This window comes from Nocardia sp. CDC519, from assembly GCF_059509835.1.
Map to the genome: position 1 here is coordinate 3,930,743 of NZ_CM183377.1, position 17,668 is coordinate 3,948,410.

At 69.0% G+C, this 17,668-nt stretch carries 19 protein-coding genes; 9 read left to right on the forward strand and 10 right to left on the reverse strand.

Annotation, left to right across the window (positions count from 1 at the left end; all coding sequences use genetic code 11):
- Nucleotides 1–94: 94 nt before the first annotated feature.
- Together AC5W7N_RS17545 and AC5W7N_RS17550 are read right to left on the reverse strand one after the other, a co-directional pair.
- The gene (locus tag AC5W7N_RS17545) at nt 95–349 is read right to left on the reverse strand and encodes a WhiB family transcriptional regulator (RefSeq protein WP_011211115.1); all 255 of its coding nucleotides are present in this window, start codon (nt 347–349) and stop codon (nt 95–97) included.
- Between the two features lie 250 nt (nt 350–599).
- Nucleotides 600–1,544 carry a diacylglycerol/lipid kinase family protein gene (locus AC5W7N_RS17550; RefSeq protein ID WP_194992044.1) on the reverse strand — a complete coding sequence of 315 codons (945 nt, stop codon included), beginning with the start codon at nt 1,542–1,544 and terminating at the stop codon, nt 600–602.
- A gap of 76 nt (nt 1,545–1,620) precedes the next feature.
- Between AC5W7N_RS17550 and AC5W7N_RS17555 the strand changes: the two genes are divergently transcribed.
- On the forward strand, nt 1,621–2,037 hold the full coding sequence (locus AC5W7N_RS17555; protein WP_048833594.1) for a hypothetical protein: 417 nt from the start codon (nt 1,621–1,623) through the stop codon (nt 2,035–2,037).
- Between the two features lie 27 nt (nt 2,038–2,064).
- Here AC5W7N_RS17555 and AC5W7N_RS17560 read toward each other — a convergent pair whose 3' ends face one another.
- The 5 genes from AC5W7N_RS17560 to AC5W7N_RS17580 form a co-directional block, all read right to left on the reverse strand.
- A complete protein-coding gene (locus AC5W7N_RS17560; protein WP_163809497.1) occupies nt 2,065–2,745 on the reverse strand; it encodes an endonuclease V in 681 nt (226 codons plus the stop codon).
- Nucleotides 2,745–3,230, reverse strand: coding sequence for a GNAT family N-acetyltransferase (locus AC5W7N_RS17565; RefSeq protein ID WP_163809499.1), 486 nt, complete (start codon nt 3,228–3,230; stop codon nt 2,745–2,747). Before AC5W7N_RS17565 ends, AC5W7N_RS17560 begins: the two co-directional genes overlap by 1 nt.
- The gene (locus AC5W7N_RS17570) at nt 3,227–3,835 is read right to left on the reverse strand and encodes an acid phosphatase (protein WP_490724742.1); all 609 of its coding nucleotides are present in this window, start codon (nt 3,833–3,835) and stop codon (nt 3,227–3,229) included. The genes AC5W7N_RS17565 and AC5W7N_RS17570 overlap by 4 nt, the downstream gene beginning before the upstream one ends.
- Nucleotides 3,836–4,019: 184 nt before the next feature.
- Nucleotides 4,020–5,246 (reverse strand): Rv3212 family protein, encoded by a 1,227-nt coding sequence (locus AC5W7N_RS17575; protein ID WP_490724741.1) that lies wholly within the window; start codon nt 5,244–5,246, stop codon nt 4,020–4,022.
- Nucleotides 5,247–5,405: 159 nt separating this feature from the next.
- A complete protein-coding gene (locus AC5W7N_RS17580) occupies nt 5,406–7,220 on the reverse strand; it encodes a DEAD/DEAH box helicase (RefSeq protein WP_195006982.1) in 1,815 nt (604 codons plus the stop codon).
- 483 nt (nt 7,221–7,703) lie between these two features.
- Between AC5W7N_RS17580 and AC5W7N_RS17585 the strand changes: the two genes are divergently transcribed.
- Nucleotides 7,704–8,750 (forward strand): alpha/beta hydrolase, encoded by a 1,047-nt coding sequence (locus AC5W7N_RS17585; protein ID WP_195006753.1) that lies wholly within the window; start codon nt 7,704–7,706, stop codon nt 8,748–8,750.
- Nucleotides 8,751–8,831: 81 nt separating this feature from the next.
- A complete protein-coding gene (locus tag AC5W7N_RS17590; protein ID WP_163809507.1) occupies nt 8,832–9,533 on the forward strand; it encodes a ferritin-like fold-containing protein in 702 nt (233 codons plus the stop codon).
- A gap of 14 nt (nt 9,534–9,547) precedes the next feature.
- Here the strand turns inward: AC5W7N_RS17590 and AC5W7N_RS17595 are convergent, their stop codons facing one another.
- A complete protein-coding gene (locus AC5W7N_RS17595; protein ID WP_490724740.1) occupies nt 9,548–10,807 on the reverse strand; it encodes an MFS transporter in 1,260 nt (419 codons plus the stop codon).
- A gap of 90 nt (nt 10,808–10,897) precedes the next feature.
- On the opposite strand from AC5W7N_RS17595, the gene AC5W7N_RS17600 reads away from it, so the two are divergent.
- Nucleotides 10,898–11,476: a helix-turn-helix domain-containing protein gene (locus AC5W7N_RS17600; protein ID WP_490724739.1), complete on the forward strand. Its 579-nt coding sequence runs from the start codon at nt 10,898–10,900 to the stop codon at nt 11,474–11,476.
- A 42-nt stretch (nt 11,477–11,518) separates the two neighbouring features.
- Here the strand turns inward: AC5W7N_RS17600 and AC5W7N_RS17605 are convergent, their stop codons facing one another.
- Entirely contained in the window at nt 11,519–12,346 is an 828-nt protein-coding gene (locus tag AC5W7N_RS17605) for a helix-turn-helix domain-containing protein (protein ID WP_256672933.1), read from the reverse strand.
- Between the two features lie 102 nt (nt 12,347–12,448).
- On the opposite strand from AC5W7N_RS17605, the gene AC5W7N_RS17610 reads away from it, so the two are divergent.
- Nucleotides 12,449–12,997: a YceI family protein gene (locus tag AC5W7N_RS17610; protein ID WP_163809515.1), complete on the forward strand. Its 549-nt coding sequence runs from the start codon at nt 12,449–12,451 to the stop codon at nt 12,995–12,997.
- 117 nt (nt 12,998–13,114) lie between these two features.
- Entirely contained in the window at nt 13,115–13,342 is a 228-nt protein-coding gene (locus AC5W7N_RS17615) for a DUF3107 domain-containing protein (protein ID WP_036539130.1), read from the forward strand.
- A 74-nt stretch (nt 13,343–13,416) separates the two neighbouring features.
- On the opposite strand, the gene fasR is transcribed toward AC5W7N_RS17615, so the two are convergent.
- Entirely contained in the window at nt 13,417–14,109 is a 693-nt protein-coding gene (gene fasR, locus AC5W7N_RS17620; protein WP_163809517.1) for an HTH-type transcriptional activator FasR, read from the reverse strand.
- A 271-nt stretch (nt 14,110–14,380) separates the two neighbouring features.
- Between fasR and AC5W7N_RS17625 the strand changes: the two genes are divergently transcribed.
- From AC5W7N_RS17625 to AC5W7N_RS17635, 3 genes are all read left to right on the forward strand, one after another.
- Nucleotides 14,381–15,379 (forward strand): DUF3152 domain-containing protein, encoded by a 999-nt coding sequence (locus tag AC5W7N_RS17625; RefSeq protein WP_280212701.1) that lies wholly within the window; start codon nt 14,381–14,383, stop codon nt 15,377–15,379.
- 170 nt (nt 15,380–15,549) lie between these two features.
- A complete protein-coding gene (moeZ, locus tag AC5W7N_RS17630; RefSeq protein ID WP_163809519.1) occupies nt 15,550–16,734 on the forward strand; it encodes an adenylyltransferase/sulfurtransferase MoeZ in 1,185 nt (394 codons plus the stop codon).
- Nucleotides 16,735–16,810: 76 nt separating this feature from the next.
- Nucleotides 16,811–17,662, forward strand: coding sequence for a TIGR02569 family protein (locus tag AC5W7N_RS17635; protein WP_194990264.1), 852 nt, complete (start codon nt 16,811–16,813; stop codon nt 17,660–17,662).
- The last annotated feature ends 6 nt before the right edge of the window (nt 17,663–17,668 follow it).

Below are 17,668 nucleotides of genomic sequence, written 5' to 3' on the forward strand. Positions count from 1 at the left end.
CGTGAAAAATAACAGAGCCCGGCACCTCAGCGGGTGCCGGGCCGAATGCGATTCGGGTCCGGGCTGGGGCCCGAATCGCTCGTCTGACCGAGGGTCAGACGACCGTGCGGGTGCGGGTGCGCGCGTTGCGGCGTTTGAGCGCCCGACGCTCGTCCTCGCTCATGCCTCCCCACACACCGGCATCCTGTCCGGACTTCAGGGCCCACGACAGGCAGTCGGCGGTTACCGGGCAACGAGCGCAGACCAGCTTGGCATCGGCAATCTGCGCGAGCGCCGGACCACTGTTACCCACCGGGAAGAACAGTTCGGGGTCCTCGTCGCGACAGATGGCCTTGTGGCGCCAGTCCATTCCTCTGCTCCTTTACTGGGCGCCACAAATGGCGCCGATGGTTTGTGGATCGTTCACTTGTGCGACCTGAATGTTTCCGCACGGTTGCTTGTGAATGCTTTCACGAACACCGTAGATGTCAATAGGTATCCGGTGCACCGTGGGGAAGCTCACGCTCTGAAGGTCCCGCATGGGGAGCCTGCCCGGTCCTTTGTACTCGCTCCGCCGAGTTTTCGCAGCACAACGGCGATGTTTTTCACCTCGGCGAGTCTCACGACGGGCGCGGCGCGACGACTTCCAGCACGTCGGGGACCGCGGTGAAATCCACCACGTTGCGTTTGCCGATGAAGTCGCCATCGATTTGCAGGCCGATCTCCTGATCGGTCTCGATTCGCACCGACGCCACGTCGTCTTCGCGAAACAATTTGCGTGACTTCGGGTTTCCGTTCGGTGCCAGAAGTTGGCCGGCGACCCGCAAAGTCGGCAGCAAAGCCATCGATCGCATGGCGAACACGCCGAGCCCGGATTCGAAGGCGGTGCCCGGGTTGGTGCGCACGGGGGTGGCGTTCAGGTAGGTCCACGGACTGGTGTTGGTCACGAAGGCGTAATGCACGCCCTCGACCGGGTCGTGTCCGGGAACCATGACGGTGGCCTCGGGCTTGTGCCGTTTGGCCCGGAAGAACTGGCGCACCGTGGTCGCCAGATAGCGCACCGGAGTGGCGGCTTTTCCGTTCGCGCGGCTGGCGTCGATGGCCTCGCACACGTCGGCGTCCAGGCCGACGCCCGCGCTGAAGCAGAACCAGCGATCGTCGGCGATGCCGAGCCCGATGCGGCGGTCGTCGTTCACCGACAGCAGGTCGATCAGCTGGTTGGTGGCCGCGACCGGATCGGGTTTCAGGCCGAGAGCACGCGCGAAGACGTTGGCCGAGCCGCCGGGGATCACGCCGAGCCGCGGCCGCCACGCCTGGCCGTCGTCCACCTGGGGCAGCGGCAGGAACCCGTTGATCGTCTCGTTGACGGTGCCGTCGCCACCGTGCACGACGATGAGATCCATCTCATTGGTCGCCGCCCACTGGGCGAGCTCGGCGGCATGGCCCCGATGCTGGGTATGGGCGACGGTCAATTGCGTCCGGCTCTCCAGCGCATGGGCCAGCAGGTCCCTGGTGGCCGCGGTGGTAGAGGTGGCATTCGGATTCACGATCAACAACGTCCGCACCTACGCACCTTAATTCAGCCGGGTTACCGGTTCGGCCGATGCCACGGTCGTCGGGCCCGCGACCTACCCTGGTCGGGTGGCTGAGCGAGATGACGTCGGAACGGTGCCGGGCACGGTGCGTGGCGCCGGTGGGCTGGTGGCCTTGGAGGGCGCCGTCGCGGTGACGGTAGCGATCGTGCTGGTGGTGCGAGGTCTGCTCGGCCACGATCAGAGCCAGGCCAGCGGATACGGCACGGCCGCGTGGTTCGTGATCCTCGGCGGTGCGGTGCTGGCGGCGGGGATCGGCCTGCTGCTCGGCCAGCGCTGGGGCCGGGCCATCGCGGTGATCGCGCAGTTGTTGCTGTTGCCGGTGGTGTGGTCGTTGCTGACCGATTCCCATCAGCCGTTCTACGGCGCCCTGCTCGGTGTGGTGGTGGTCGGGGCGTTGGTGTTGTTGTTCACACCGGCCACCAGTCGCTGGATGGCCCGCGAGTACGGCATCGATCCGGACTGACGCCGCCGAACCGCCCGTCACTTCGGTTCAGCGTGTGGTCGCTTCTTTCAGCGCCTGACGGCACAGGTGATCGGCGCGCCGGGTGGTCTCCGGCAGCCGGTACTTCGGCGTCAGCGCGAGCACCTGGGCACAGGCGGTGTCCAGGTCGATGAGGTGGCCGACCGAGACGAACACCGGCTTCACCCCGGCGCGGGTGCGCAGCGCCCGGCCGACGACCTCGCCGTCGATGGTGATGTCGGCCTGTGCGCCGCGTTCGGGGCCGGGCTCGCCGCATTCACCCCAGGCCGATTTGGCGACGCCGATGGTCGGCAGCCCGGTGACCACGCCGACATGGCAGGCGAAACCGAACCGGCGCGGATGAGCAAGGCCCTGGGCATCGCAGACCAGTAGGTCGGGCGCGTCGGTGAGCCGTTGCAGGGCGGTGACCGTGGTGGGCATTTCGCGGAACGAGAGCAGCCCGGGGATGTAGGGAAATGTGGTGGTTCCGTAGGCCACGGTGGTGTCGACGGTCTCCAGGGTCTGCGCGTCCACGACGACGATGGCCGCGGCGACGGTGCCATCGTGGTGATAGGCGGAGTCGAGCCCGGCAATGGTGCGAAAGCGCGGTGGCCGCGGATTCTCGGCGCGCACCAGCGGACGCAGCTCATCCTGCATCGCCATCGCCTCGGTTTCCGAGGCCGGCCAGCGGTCCGGCAGCGACAGCCACATCAGCGATCTCCGGCCAGGGCCGCCAGCGCCTTACCGGACAACCGGTAGCCCACCCAGTCGTCCTGTACGTCCGCGCCAAGGGACTCGTAGAAGTCGATGGACGGGGTGTTCCAGGTGAGCACCGACCAGCAGACCCGGCTGTATCCGTTGCGCACCGCCTCCTCGGCCAGCGCCGCGATGAGCGCCTTACCGAGCCCGGTGCCGCGCGCCTGTGGCTTGACGAACAGATCCTCCAGGTAGATGCCGTGCACGCCGTCCCAGGTGGAGTAGTTCAGGAACCAGATGGCACAGCCGGCCACTTCCTCGCCAACGGTGGCGACATGGGCGAACAGCGCGGGGGCGGGCCCGAACAGCGCGGTGTGCAGTTGTTCGGCGGTGAGGGTGCACTCGTGCCCGGCCTTCTCGTATTCGGCCAGGTCGTAGACCAGCTCGACCAGGGCGGGCACATCCTCGGGGACCGCGCGGCGGATGGCGGTGCCGGTCATCGGGAGAGCTCCTCGGCCGGGACGAGGTTGTGGCCGCGGACGGTGCGTGCGCCGTGGTCGTAGCCGAGCACGCTGATCGCGCCGGTCGTCATGGCGAACCGGCGGCCCTCCCGGATATCGAACTCGCACCAGCGGGCGATGAGGACGCGGGAGAAATGCCCGTGCCCGACCAGCACCACATCGCGTTCGGCCAGTTGTTCGGTGGCGGTGGCCAGGACCCGGTCGGCGCGGGCGCGCACCTGCTCGGCGGATTCCCCGCCGGGCACCGGGTGGGTCCAGACCGTCCAGCCGGGCACCGTCTCCCGGATCTCGGTGGTGGTGCGGCCCTCGTAGTCGCCGTAATCCCATTCGGCCAGGTCGGCGTCGACGATGGCCGATGCGAGGCCCGCCAGCTCCGCGGTGCGCGCCGCGCGCAGACGCGGACTGGTGTACACGGCCGGGGCGCGCAGTTTCAGGTCCGTGAGCAGCTGTCCGGCCGCGCGGGCCTGCTGTTCGCCACGCTCGGTGAGCGGCAGATCGGTGGTGCTGGTGTGCTTGCGTTGCGCGGACCAGGTGGTCTCACCGTGGCGCAGGACTATCAGCCGGGCATGCTCGAGTTCGGACATGTGATCCATCATGAGCCACCGTGCTCGCGCCGGGGAGGTTCGCCTGCGGAGCATGGCGGTATCGCTCGGCCCACGCGGCCGCCGTGCCCGGCCGACGCCGGCCCGTCGGCGGACGAGCCGGGTGCCCCGGTGGCTGCTGTGCGCATGATGGTGAGTGTGCCATCGGGCACCGACAGAAACGGGTTCAGCCCAGTGCCACCAGCTGATCGCCGCGATGTTCGAGAACGACATCGCCCAGCACGCCCAGTGCGATGGGGGAGCCGTCGTATCCCTTGCGGTCCACCGGGATCCGAGTGACCTCCGTGCCCGTCGCCGGGTCCAGCGCGGCGATGGCGCCCTCGACCGGAACGAGGATATGCCCGGCCATCAATGCCGGGCTGCCGAGTGCGCCCGCGGCCGTCCACATCGGGTCGAAAGTACTGGCGTTCAAGGCGATCAGGCTGTTGCCGGTGAACACCAGGTAGGCCGAGCCGATCCGAGTCGTGCTGGTCGTGTCGGCCAGCGGAGCCGAAAGTTCATGCGCCACCAGGGGATTGCCGGTGGCATCGAAGACCGCCAGCCGGGGCGGCGCGGCCTCGGGTGCGGCGGCGCCCGGCAGGTAGAGCACGATGCGGTTGTCCGACACCGCGATCACTTCCGCGTCGGGCGAATCGGTGCCGGGTCCGTTCAGCTCGCGGGAACCGAATTCCTTGGGGACGCGGTAGTCCTTGGGTGCGGGATCGAGCACCGTCAGCCGGTTGGCGGCGTCGCCGGGGCAGCGCTCGAGTACCGCGAGACGCGACGGGCTCGAACCCGCCGAGATCAGCGAACACCCTTGGCGCGGTTGCGATTTGGAGATCTCTCTGGCCTCGACCCGACCGTACTCGAGTGTCCGCACCAGATCCGAGCGCCACATCTCCAACCGGCGTGGCCCCTGGGCCAGCACATAGGTGCCGTCCACCGACAAGGCGATCTCGGAGTCCATCTCGCTGCTGCGAGCGGCCGTGCGCGACCCGTCCGAGCCGAGCAGCATGGTGGTCTGGCTGCATCCGCGATCGTCGCGATAGACCGCGATCACGGTGCCGAACTGGGACTGCACACCGCACAGCGGAATATCGCGCCGGTAATGCCAGATTTCTTTTCCGGTGCGCGGATCGCGCCCGGTGACGGTGCCGCCGTCCGCGGTGACCACAACGCCACCGGAGGTGAGCGCCTCGGTGCCTGCCCCGTCGGGCGCGTGCCAGAGTTCGCGCAGCTCGCTGGGCAGCGCCGACGCGGCGGGTGGGGTGTCGACCGGGGTGTCCGCGACGACCGACTCGGTGCCGCGCGCATCCGACTGGATCCACACCACCAGAGCCGCGATCGCCAGTACGAGGGCGATCGCGACCGCGATGAGGATGTCGGCGCGGGTCCGCCGCTCGGGTGCGAGCACGTGTGCGAGATTAGCGGATCGGTGCGAGCGCCGATGACATCGCCGTGCCGGGCGGTGGGCGGTCCCGATGTGGTTCGCGCGCGGGCGCGCGGCCCGGTCCGGCAACGAAAAATGCTGGTGGGCGCGGTTCGCGCCCACCAGCATCGCGGGGGTGTTCGATCAGGCGGAGACGCCTGCGGTGCTGTTCGCCTCGACCGGCGTGGCCGAATCCGCTGTCGAGGATTCACCGGCGGGCTTGCGGCGACGACGCCTGCGCCGGGCGGGCGGCTCGCCGCCGGTCTCGGCATCGGCGCTCTCGGCCGCTGGTTCCTCGGCAGTGGTCGCCTCGGCGGCGCCACTCGCCGCTGCCGTGTCGTCGGCCTCGGCGACGCCGTTCGCCTCGGCGGTCCCGCTCGCCTCCGCGGTGGCACCGTCCTCGGCTGACGACTTGCGGCGACGACGCCTGCGCCGGGCCGGACGATCGCTCTCGTCGCCGGTCGCGTCCTCGGCAGCGGCCGAACCGGCCTCCGTCTCGCCCTGCGCGTCGGCATCGCCGGTGCTCATGGTGGCCTCACCGTCGATCGGCTTGCCGCCACGGGTGCGCCTGCGGTTGCGCTTGCGCGGGGTGCGCTCGGGGCGCTCGACGACCTCGGCGTCCTCCTCGCGTTCCCGCTTCGGCTTGCGGATGGTGCCGGTGACACCTTCCGGGATGCCGAGATCCGAGAACAGATGCGGTGAGCGCGAATACGTTTCGACCGGCTCGGGGATGCCGAGGCCGAGGGCCTTGTCGATGCTCGCCCAGCGGTTGAGCTCGTCCCAGTCGATCAGCGTCACCGCGACGCCGGTGCGCCCGGCGCGACCGGTACGGCCGATGCGGTGCACGTAGGTCTTCTCGTCCTCGGGGCACTGATAGTTGATGACGTGGGTGACGTCATCGATATCGATGCCGCGCGCGGCCACGTCGGTGGCGACCAGCACGTCGATGGTGCCCTTGCGGAACTTCGCCAGCGCCTTCTCGCGCGCGATCTGGCCGAGGTCACCGTGCACCGCGCCGACCGCGAAACCACGTTCGGCCAGATCGTCGGCCACCTTCTGCGCGGTGCGCTTGGTGCGGGTGAAGATCATGGTGGCGCCGCGGCTTTCGGCCTGCAGCACGCGGGCGACCAATTCGCTCTTGTCGAGCGCGTGCGCCCGGTAGACGAACTGGGCGGTGCGATCGTGCACCGCGGAATCGTGCGGCTCCTCGGCCCGGATATGGGTCGGGCGGGTGAGGAATGTGCGGGCCAGGGTGATGATCGGGCCGGGCATGGTGGCCGAGAACAGCATCGTCTGCCGTTTATCCGGGACCATCCCCAGAATGCGTTCGATATCGGGCAGGAAGCCCAGATCGAGCATTTCGTCGGCCTCGTCGAGGACGAGCACGCCGACCTTGCCGAGGATCAGATGCTGCTGATTGGCCAGGTCGAGCAGCCGGCCGGGGGTGCCGACGACGACGTCGACGCCGTGGCGCAACGCCTCGATCTGCGCCTCATAGGGGCGGCCACCGTAAATGGAGACCACCTTCAGCGGCCCCTGGTGATTGGTCAGGTATTTGCTCGCGTTCTCCAGGTCCTTGGTGACCTGGAGGCAGAGTTCGCGGGTGGGGACGATGACCAGCGCCCGCGGCGTTCCGTCCAGCGGGGTGGTGCCCGATTCAGCGGTGGCGATGCGATGCAGCAGCGGCACACCGAATCCGAAGGTCTTGCCCATGCCGGTGCGGGCCTGACCGATGAGGTCTTCTCCGGCCAATGCCAGCGGCAGGGTGAGTTCCTGGATGGCGAAAGTGCGTTCGATACCGATCTCACCGAGCGCGCGCACGATTTCCGGGCGCACCCCCAATTCGGTGAATGTCGGGGCGGTATGTGTTGCGTCCAGTTCGGCCGTCAGCAGGGTGTCCGCCAGTCCCGGTTCCTGTTCGACTGTGATCTTGCTCAGGGTTCGTGCCTTCCTCGTTATCGCGTCACGCGCGCACGAGGCGTGGGGCGGACCGGCCGGTCCGCGACGACCACGTATCCGCCTGTGATGCTCACCGGTCGCGGCCGGATGTCAGCGGTACCCGCCGGAGTGGGGGCTGCCTGGGAGACATCGGCGCGGCGCATCGGTGACGCGGATCTGGTGCGCGCACATTTTCCGTGGACATCGTCTTGCGCGCCGGGCCGACAGCTGTGTCGGGGGATGATCGGGTAACTCGATCGGGCGCGAAATTTTCGTTGTCCGTGGTGATTGTAGCGTGATATTGTGCTCGGCCCGGAAATCCGGCGTGAAAATGGCCGGGACATAAGTTCGTTTTCGGTGCCTACACCGGCGATCAGTGGTGCGCGACACGGTAATTCATCGGGCGTGGCGGATGGGTGATATCGGCGACAGTCGGGCCCGCGGAGGCCCTGCTCGTCACACCGTGGGTGTTACCGACGGTACCAGATGTGAGACATTCGTGTGGTGAGCATCGCAGACACCGTCACCCTCGCCGCGCGCAACGCCTGGGCCCTGACCTTCGGCTCCGGTGTGGCCGATCCGGAACCGACACCGTCGACCGTGCTGTGGGATCAGCCGCATCGCACGCTGCTGCGTTTCGGCGGCGCCTGCGCCGACGCCGGCTCCGCGGTGCTGCTCGTGCCCCCGCTGGCCGCCCCCGCCACCTGCTTCGATCTGCAGCCGGACCAGAGCGTCGCCCGGTTCCTGCTGGAGACCGGTCGCGCACCGTACCTGGTCGACTACGGCGAGATCACCTTCGCCGACCGCCGGATGGGCTTCGAGGACTGGATCGATGACATCCTGCCCGAGGCTGTGCTGCGCGCGTCGGCCGATCGGGGTGGCGCGCCCGTCGACCTAGTCGGCTGGTCGCTCGGCGGCACCCTGTCACTGCTGACGGCCGCGGCGAACACACAGCTGCCGATCCGGTCGATCACCGGGGTCGGCGCGCCGCTGGACTACGACAAGATGACCGGCATCCCGCAACTGCGCGCGGTCGCCAAGCTGACCGGTGGCCAGGCGGTATCCACCGTGGTGCGTGCGGCCGGCGGGGTGCCCGCAGGACTCACCCGGCTCGCCTACCGGTCCACCGCCTGGGAACGCGAACTCAAGCGGCCGTGGTTCGTCGCCAGCAATATCGCCCGCACCGAGACCCTGGCCCGGATGGAGACCATCGACCGATTCATGGCCGAGATGCCCGGCTATCCCGGCCGGTTCTACGGGCAGCTGTGGGGCAGGCTCATTTTGAACAACGACATCGGCCGCGGCGTGGTGCGGCTGGGGCAGCGGCATATCGCACTTGCCGACGTCACCGCGCCGGTGCTGCTGGTCGGCGGCCCGACCGACGTCATCACTCCGGCCGCCGCCGTGGAAGCCGGACTGCGCACGCTCAGCGGCGCCGCCTCGGTGCGCTACGAAACCGCGCCCGGCAGCCATCTCGGGATCCTGACCGGCCCCACCGCACGCGACACGACCTGGACCTACCTGGATAAATTCCTCGCCACCGGGGTCTGACCGGGCCGCGGTGTGCTACCCGGCTCGGGCGCACGGGTCGAGCCGCGACGCGCCGCCCGCCGGGTATTACGCTGGTGTCCCATGGGAGCACAGTCACCTGCCGCGCTGGGCGTTTCGCCGACCGGCCCGGTTTCGCCGTCCATTCCCGCCGACCATCCCGGGGTGACCGATCTGTTCGCGGTGCTCGCCTACGGTGAGATCTCCGCGTTCTACCGGCTCGCCGAGGAGGCCAAGCTCTCGCCCACCGTCCGCGGCAAGGTCGCGGTGGCGAAGATGGCCGCCGCCGAAATGGAGCATTTCACGCGGCTGGAGACGGCGCTGTCGGAGCGCGGCGCCGACATCTTCGAGGTGATGGCGCCCTTCGTGCGGGCCCTCGACGCCTATCACGCCTCCACCGACCCGTCCACGTGGCTCGAGTCGATGGTGAAGTTCTACGTCGGTGACGGCATCGCCGCCGACTTCTACCGCGAGATCGCCGGTGTGCTCAGCCCCGACGTCGCCGACGTGGTGCGCGATGTGCTGGCCGAGACCGGGCATTCGGAGTTCGTGGTGGACGAGGTGCGCCGCGCGGTGGCCGCCAGCCGCTCCGAGCGCGACCGGCTGACGCTGTGGGGTCGCCGCCTGCTCGGCGAGGCGATCACCCAGGCCCAGTACGTGATGGCCCAGCGCGACGAGCTCACCGAACTGGTGCTCGCCGCCACCGGCGACCTCAACGGCATCGCCACCCTGTTCGAGCGCATGCAGGCCAGCCACGCCGAACGGATGGCGGTGCTCGGGCTCTAGGCGATCGCCCCGGGTCATCGCGTCGGCATACCGGCGCGATCGGTGAGCACGAGCGGCAGTGCTGCCAGCGCCAGCAGCGCCCCGATCCAGCACACCGAGGTCAGGGTGGCGCCGCGGGACAACGGCACGGCCGCCAGTACCGGCGTGATGCTGATACCGAGCTGGAAGGCCGACACGGTGGTGGCCCCGGCCAGCGTCGGGGCGTCGCCCGCGAGGGCGAACACCCGCCCGTACAGCGCGGGATTGAGGACGAACGCTGCCACACCGAGCAGAAACACCGTCGGCACGACCAGCCAGACCCGGTCGATGGCGGCGACCATCACCGCCGACAGCACCGCGATGGCCGTGGCGCCCGTCGCCAGCGCCAGATGCGGCCGCCGGTCGGAGATGCGGCCGCCGATGGGCAAGCCCGCGAAAGCGCCGACGCCGAACAGTGCCAGGATCGCCGGGATCCATACCTCGGCCACCGCGGTGATCTCGGCGAGCATCGCCGCGAGATAGTTGAACGTCACCATGTACGCGGCCGTCGTCGCGATCGTGATCGCGTAGATCCCCCACAGGCGCGGTGACCGCATGGTGCGCAGTTCCCTGGCCACGCTCGGCCGGGCGGCCGGAGCTCCGGAGTCCGCGCCGGGCAGGCCGAGCCTGCATCCGATCATGGCGGCGACGGTCAGCAGGACGACCGCCCAGAAACCGCCACGCCAGTCGGTGAAGTGGCTGAGCAGCGTCCCCGCGGGACCGCCGGCGACCATGGCGATGCTCAGCCCGCTGACGACCACGCCGGACGCCCTGGCCGTTCGATCCGAGGCCACCAAGCTGATGGCTGTCACCGACGCGATCGCGAAGAACCCCGCATAGGCGACGCCGGAAACGGCCCGGGAAATCAGCAGCACCTGGTAATTACCGACCAGGCCGGCGACGATGCCCGCCGCGAAGATCCCCTGCGTGACCAGCAGGGCCGTGCGGCGCGGCCAGCGCAGGCCGAGGACCGCGAGCGGTGGTCCGCCGAGCACCACGCCGAGCGCGAACGCGGTGATGAGCATCCCCGCCGAGGACAGCGTCGTGTCCAGATCGTCGGCGACCGCGGGTAGCACCCCGGCCAGCAGGAATTCGGCCGTGCCCATCGCGAACAAGCTGAATCCCAGCAGGTAGACGCCGAGGGGTAGGCGGTCGGACCGTGCGCGGCCCGCAGCACCGCGCGGTCGGGGCGAGGACAATCGGTCCCCGCCGGTTGCGGGTGTGGACCCGCCCAGTGCTGTTGTTGTTGTGTCCATCCGGATCACCTCCGCCGACAGCATCGCGGCCGATTTGCGGTATCAGCAAAGATTCTTGCTGAAATTGGGACGGATTCGCTTCGATGGGCCATGGATGGGCAGCCGAGCGTCGATGCCGTCATCGAGCAGATCGCACCGCGATTGCGCCGGGCGCGGGAGAAGAAGGGCGTCAGCCTCGCCGAACTCGCACGCGCCACCGGGATCTCGACCAGCACGCTGTCGCGGCTGGAATCGGCACAGCGCAAACCGAGTCTGGAACTGCTGCTGCCGATCACCGCTGCTCTCGGCGTACCGCTCGACGAGGTCGTGGCCTCGCCCAGAATCGCCGACCCGCGAGCACCGCGGCCGACGCAGGCCACGGACGGCCGGGTGTTGATTCCGCTCTCACGGCACCGTGGCGAACCACGCGCCTACATCATGACCATTCCGGCCACCGACGATGAGCCGTTCTTGCGCACCCACACCGGATACGAGTGGTTGTACGTACTGCGCGGACGGCTACGAGTACGGCTGGGTGCCCGCGATTTCGTGATGAGTGCCGGCGAGGCGGCCGAGTTCGACTGCCGGATTCCGCACTGGTTCGGCGCGACCGGCCGCGGGAGTGTCGAGGTGCTGAGCCTGTTCGGCCCACAGGGTGAGCGCATACACGTGCGCACCTCGCGGCTCTGAGACCGGCCGGCGCTTACGAGCCGTCAGGTGGATTCGCCGACGCTATTCGTTGGCCGCGCGGTCGCGGACCAGGTGCAGGCCGGTGGCCTGGACCCGGTCGGCGAGCCAGACGACCAGGCTCTGATCGCCGGTCGTTTCCAAGGTCTCGAACGGCACGTCCAGCTCACCGAGCACCGGATGGTCGAAGCGCAGCAGCGGCACGGTCGGCTCGTTGAGACGTTGCGGAGTCCAGCGTTCGGCGAAATCCGGGTGGCCGCGCAACCGATCGATCGTCTCGCGCAGTGCGTCGTCGGCGGGCCAGCGCACCATCGCGCGATTGAGGGCCGCCGCGAAGGCGTCCGCGGCCTGCGACCAATTGCGCAGCACCCGCCGGGCCGCGGGATGGGTGAAGGTGAACCGGGCGAGGTTGGGCGAGGAATCGTCGAGCAGCCCGAGCGGTGCGGCGAAATCCGCCCACGCGGCGTTCCAATCGAGCACATTCAGTTGCCTGCCGACCACGAAGGCCGGGGTCGGCGCGAGCGCGCGCAGCACCTGCTGGATGGTCTCGGGCACCTGCTCCGGCTCGGCCTCCCCGCCGGGGCAGCGTGAGCCGTCGGCGGCGGTCAGCGCGAGGATGTTGAACTGGTAGCGCGCCTCACCACGTAGTAACAACGCGTCGGCGAGGGCCTCCACCACGGCCGGAGACGGATTGTTGTCACGGCCCTGCTCCAGCCGCGCCAGATAGTCGGCACTGACGCCGGCCCGCACCGCGACCTCTTCACGGCGCAGTCCCGGGGTGCGGCGGCGGCGCCCCTCGGGCAATCCGAGATCGCCCGGGCGCAGTTCCGCGCGCCGGGCGACCAGGAATTCGGCGAACCTGCTTCGTGCCATGCCGTCCATCGTGCCTCGTCGGGGCCGGCTTATCCGCGCCCTGCCAGGTCCAGGATAACGGCGGTCTGGTTAGCGGACCGCGGTCCGGTCATGGTGGAACCCATGACTACACCGGAAACCACCACCGCCACCCAGCAGCTGCGCCCCGGATCCTGGACCCTGGATCCCGCGCACTCGACCGTCGCGTTCACCATCCGCCACCTCGGCATCTCCAAGGTGCGCGGCAGCTTCACCAAATTCGACACCGAGTTTGTCGTCGACGAATCCGGGGCCGCGACCATCGGCGCCACCATCTACCTCGACTCGTTCGACACCGGCAACCCCGACCGCGACGCCCACGTACGCACCGCCGACTTCCTCGACGTGGCCAACCGGCCGACGCTGACCTTCCGCGCCACCGAGCCGGTCCGGATCTCGGAGACGTTCACCGTCCAGGGCGAGGCGACGCTCGGCCAGATCACCAAGCCGGTCACCCTCGAGGTCGAATGGGGCGGGGTGCAGGAGTTCGGCGCGACCGGCGACAACCACGCCGGATTCTCCGCGACCGGCACCATCAAGCGCACCGACTTCGGCGTCGGCGGCCCGCTGCCCGGCATGCTCAGCGATGCGGTCAAGGTCGAACTCGACATCCAGCTCGTCGAGCCGAAGTAGCAGCCGGGGCGCGGTGCGGGTGTTTCGCTGACAGCGCAGGCGGTCAGGTGCCTGCACCCCGCGGGGCTGCATTAGCCTTGGTGCGACAGCACACGACTCTATGTTCGGAGGTTGGCCGTGGAGGTCAAGATCGGTATTTCGGATAGCCCGCGCGAGCTCGTCATCACCAGCTCGCAGACCCCCGACGAGGTCGAGGCGCTGGTGTCCGGTGCCCTCAGCGGTGATAGCGGTGTCGTCTCGCTGACCGACGAGAAGGGTCGCAAGTTCCTGATCCAGGCCGCCAAGGTCGCCTACGTCGAGATCGGCACCGCCACCGGCGGCCGAGTCGGCTTCGCCGCCGTCTGAGAAACAGCCGAACGAAGAGCCCCCGGCGTCCGGTCGAACCGGATGCCGGGGGCTCTGTCGTTGATCGGCCGTGCCTACTGATCGTGGCGGGCGCGCAGCACTTCCTCGATGGGGTGCAGCGGCACGTGGGACAGCCCGCCCCATGCCAGTGCGACCGTGGTGTCGACGGCCTCGTCCTTCGGGATCGGGCGGTCGGCTTCCAGCCAGTAGCGTGCGGTGAACTGGCTCGCGCCCACCAGGCCGACCGCAAGGATGCGGGCGCGGTACGGGTCGAGGCCGGAGTCGTGGGCCACCAGATCGAAGACGGCGTCCACACAGGCTTCGGTGGCCTGCTCCACCCGACGCTGCACCTGCGGCTCGTTGGTCAGGTCCGATTCGAAGACCAGCCGGAAGCCCTGCATCTCGTTGTCGACGAAGTCGAAGTAGGCCTGCACCGCCGCGCGCACGCGCTGCCGGTTGTCGGTGGTGGAGCGCAGCGCCTGGCGCACGCTCGACACCAGCATGTCGACGTAGTTCTGCAGCACCGCGACGTAGAGTTCGAGCTTGCTGGTGAAGTGCTGGTAGAGCACCGGCTTGCTGACGCCGGCGCATTGCGAGATCTCGTCCATACCCGCGGCGTGATAGCCACGCAGCACGAACACCTCACTGGCAGCGGCGAGCAGCTGCTGGCGTCGTTCGTCGCGCGGCAGCCTGGTGCCGCGCTTGGCCGGGGTCATGGCCTCGGACGACGTTCTGCGGGACGTCATCCGGTCCACGAGGTCAGTCATTTCGGATCTCCCAGTCGATTCCCCGGCAAAAGGGGTGTGCACCGGGTTATCCACAGCACGATACCCGCTCGCGTCACACTTTCCGATGGGGGTGGTGAATGCATAGCCATCGGTGAGAAATCTCGCAGTGATCTGCCGCCCCGCCGATGCATGGTGCCGCGGTCTTTCGCACTGTGAGAGGCTGTTTCCCGTGACCGACCGACCGGAAAAGCCGACCGGCGGCGGGCGCGATGCGCACCGCCCCCATGGTTCCGAGGACTCCGGTTCCGCAGTGACGAGCCCCGTGGCATGGCCGGACTCCAGCACCTCCGACCGCTCGCGGCAACCATTGCGCGCACGCTGGGACCCCACCGCACCGGACGAGAAGGCTCGTTCGCGTGCCCCGCGACCGTCGCGTGATGTGAAGAAGCAGAGCGCCATCGGCCGATTCGTGTCCACCTACGGCTGGCGGGCGTATGCGCTGCCGGTGTTGTTCGCGGTGACGCTCATCGTGATCGTCGATGCCATCCGCACCGGGCCGGACCCCGCGCCCGCGGCGGGGGAACCCGGATTCGGGCGGCTGAGCCCGCCGGCGGCGAGCGCGGGTGTCATCGGCGCCCCGCCCGGTGACGGCAAGTTCCCCGACGATCTGCCCACCGGTGCGCTGCCCGAGGGCGGCCAGTTCGTGGAGAACGGCGCGGGGACCTGGCGGGTGGTGCCGGGGACCAGCGCGCAGGTGGGTATCGGGGAGCAGTACGTGTTCAGCTACACCGTCGAGATCGAGGACGGTCTCGACACCACCGGTTACGGCGGTGACGCCTCGGTGGCCAAGATGGTCGACTCCACGCTGGCCAATCCGAAGAGCTGGACTCATGACCGCAAGTTCGCCTTCCGCCGGGTGGATCAGGGCGAACCGGATTTCCGGGTCTCGCTCACCTCGCGCCAAACGGCGCGCACCGCATGCGGTTTCGAGATCGAGATCGACTCCTCCTGCTACAACTCCGACCTGGGCCGGGTGGTGTTGTCGGAGGCCCGCTGGGTGCGCGGCGCGCTGGCGTTCGAGGGCGATATCGGTTCCTACCGGCAGTACCTGGTGAACCACGAGGTCGGCCACGCCATCGGTTACCACCAGCATCAGCCCTGCGAGACCGACGGCGGCCTGGCGCCGGTGATGATGCAGCAGACCTTCGGCGTGGAGAACAACGTCATCGCCACCCTCGACCCCGACGGGGTGGTGCCGATGGACGGTAAACGCTGCCGGTTCAATCCCTGGCCGTACCCGCGCGGCTGAACCGGCCTACGCCGGGGTCGGCATGGCCCGGCCCGGTTGTCGCCCGGCACTGTCCATGCGCGACCATGGGCGGGGAAGAACGGCCGGGTCCTCGGTGTTGCACCGATAGCGCACCGAGGTGTGCGCCCGACGCATCGTGACCGGCCCATTCGATTCGAGGAGTTCTGGACGTGTCATCACCGAAGTCCCTGCCGCCACTGGTCGAGCCGGCCGCGGAGCTGACCAGGGACGAGGTCGCCCGCTACAGCCGCCACCTGATCATTCCCGATGTGGGCGTGGACGGGCAGAAGCGGCTGAAGAATGCCAAGGTGCTGGTGATCGGCGCGGGTGGGCTCGGCTCGCCCGCACTGCTGTACCTGGCCGCCGCCGGTGTCGGCACGCTCGGCATCGTCGAATTCGACGAGGTCGACCTGTCCAACCTGCAACGCCAGGTCATCCACGGCGAATCCGATATCGGCCGTTCCAAGGCCGACAGCGCCCGTGATTCCATTCTGGAGATCAACTCCGGCATCGACGTGCGACTGCACAAGATCCGGCTGGAGCCGGACAACGCCGTCGAGCTGTTCTCCGAATACGACCTGATCGTCGACGGCACCGACAACTTCGCCACCCGCTACCTGGTCAACGACGCCGCCGTCCTCGCGGGCAAGCCCTACGTGTGGGGCTCGATCTACCGCTTCGAGGGCCAGGTGTCGGTGTTCTGGGAGGACGCACCCGACGGCCGCGGCATCAACTACCGCGATCTCTACCCGGAGGCGCCGCCGCCGGGCATGGTGCCGTCCTGCGCCGAGGGCGGTGTGCTCGGTGTGCTGTGCGCATCCATCGGCTCGATCATGGTGACCGAGACGATCAAGCTGATCACCGGCATCGGCGACCCGCTGCTGGGCCGGCTGATGGTCTACGACGCACTGGATATGACCTACCGGACCATCAAGCTGCGCCGCGATCCGGAGCGTCAGCCGATCACCGAACTGATCGACTACGACGCGTTCTGCGGTGTGGTGAGCGAGGAAGGCCAGGCGGCCGCCGCCGGTTCGACCGTCACCGCGCGTGAGCTGAAGGAGATGCTCGACGCCGGCAAGGACGTCGCGATCATCGATGTGCGCGAGCCCGTCGAATGGGACATCGTGCGGATCGAGGGCGCGACGCTGATCCCGAAGGACCGCATCCTGTCCGGTGAGGCGCTGTCGGAACTGCCGCAGAATCGGCCGATCGTGCTGCACTGCAAGACCGGTATCCGGTCCGCGGAGGCGCTGGCCGCGCTCAAACGCGCGGGCTTCGCCGACGCCACCCATCTGCAGGGCGGTGTGATCGCCTGGGCGAACCAGGTCGACCCCTCACTCCCGGTGTACTGAGCGACCGCCCAGCGCATCGCCGGCAACCTCGGCGCGGCGCCCGTTTCGGGCGCGTCGCCGGGAGTACGGTACGGCCGTGACATCTGTGGAGCCTCCCGAGCATGTGCGAGCCACGTTCGGCCTGCGCGAGGTGACGCCGATTGCGCTGGGCGACTGGGAAGGCGGCTGGCGCCTCGGTGACGTGGTGCTCAGCCCGGTCGCCGATCACGCACGGGCGGCCTGGTCGGCGAAGGTGCGCGAAACGCTGAAGGTCGACGGGCTGCGCCTGGCGCGGCCGGTGCGCGCCACCGACGGCCGCTACGTCGTCTCCGGCTGGCGGGCGGACACCTTCCTGGAAGGTATTCCGGAACCCCGGCACGACGAGGTGGTGTCGGTGTCGCTGCGGTTGCATGCCGCCACCGCGCATCTCGAGCGGCCGCGGTTCCTGGTGCAGCCGCCGGTGGCGCCGTGGATGGACGTCGACGTCTTCGTTGCCGCCGACCGCGCCGCCTGGGAGGCGGTGCCGCTGCGCAGCCTGCGCGCGGGCGGGGCGCTGCCGACGACGTCACCGGATGGCAGGCACAGCATGGAGTTGATCGGGCAGCTGGCCACCCTGCGTAAACCGGTGCACACGCCCGCGCAGCTGGTGCACGGCGACCTGTTCGGCACCGTATTGTTCTCCGGCGCCGACACTCCCGGGCTCAGCGACATCACCCCGTACTGGCGTCCGGCCGCGTGGGCCGCGGGTGTGGTCGTGGTGGACGCGCTGTCGTGGGGTGGTGCCGACGACGGCCTGTTGGAGCGCTGGTCGGATCTGCCGGAGTGGCCGCAGATGTTGTTGCGGGCGGTGATGTTCCGGCTCGCGGTGCACGCCTTGCATCCACGATCGACCCCGGAGGCCCTGCCCGGCCTGGCCCGCACCGCGGATATGGTTCGGTTCCTGCTCTGACTCGCT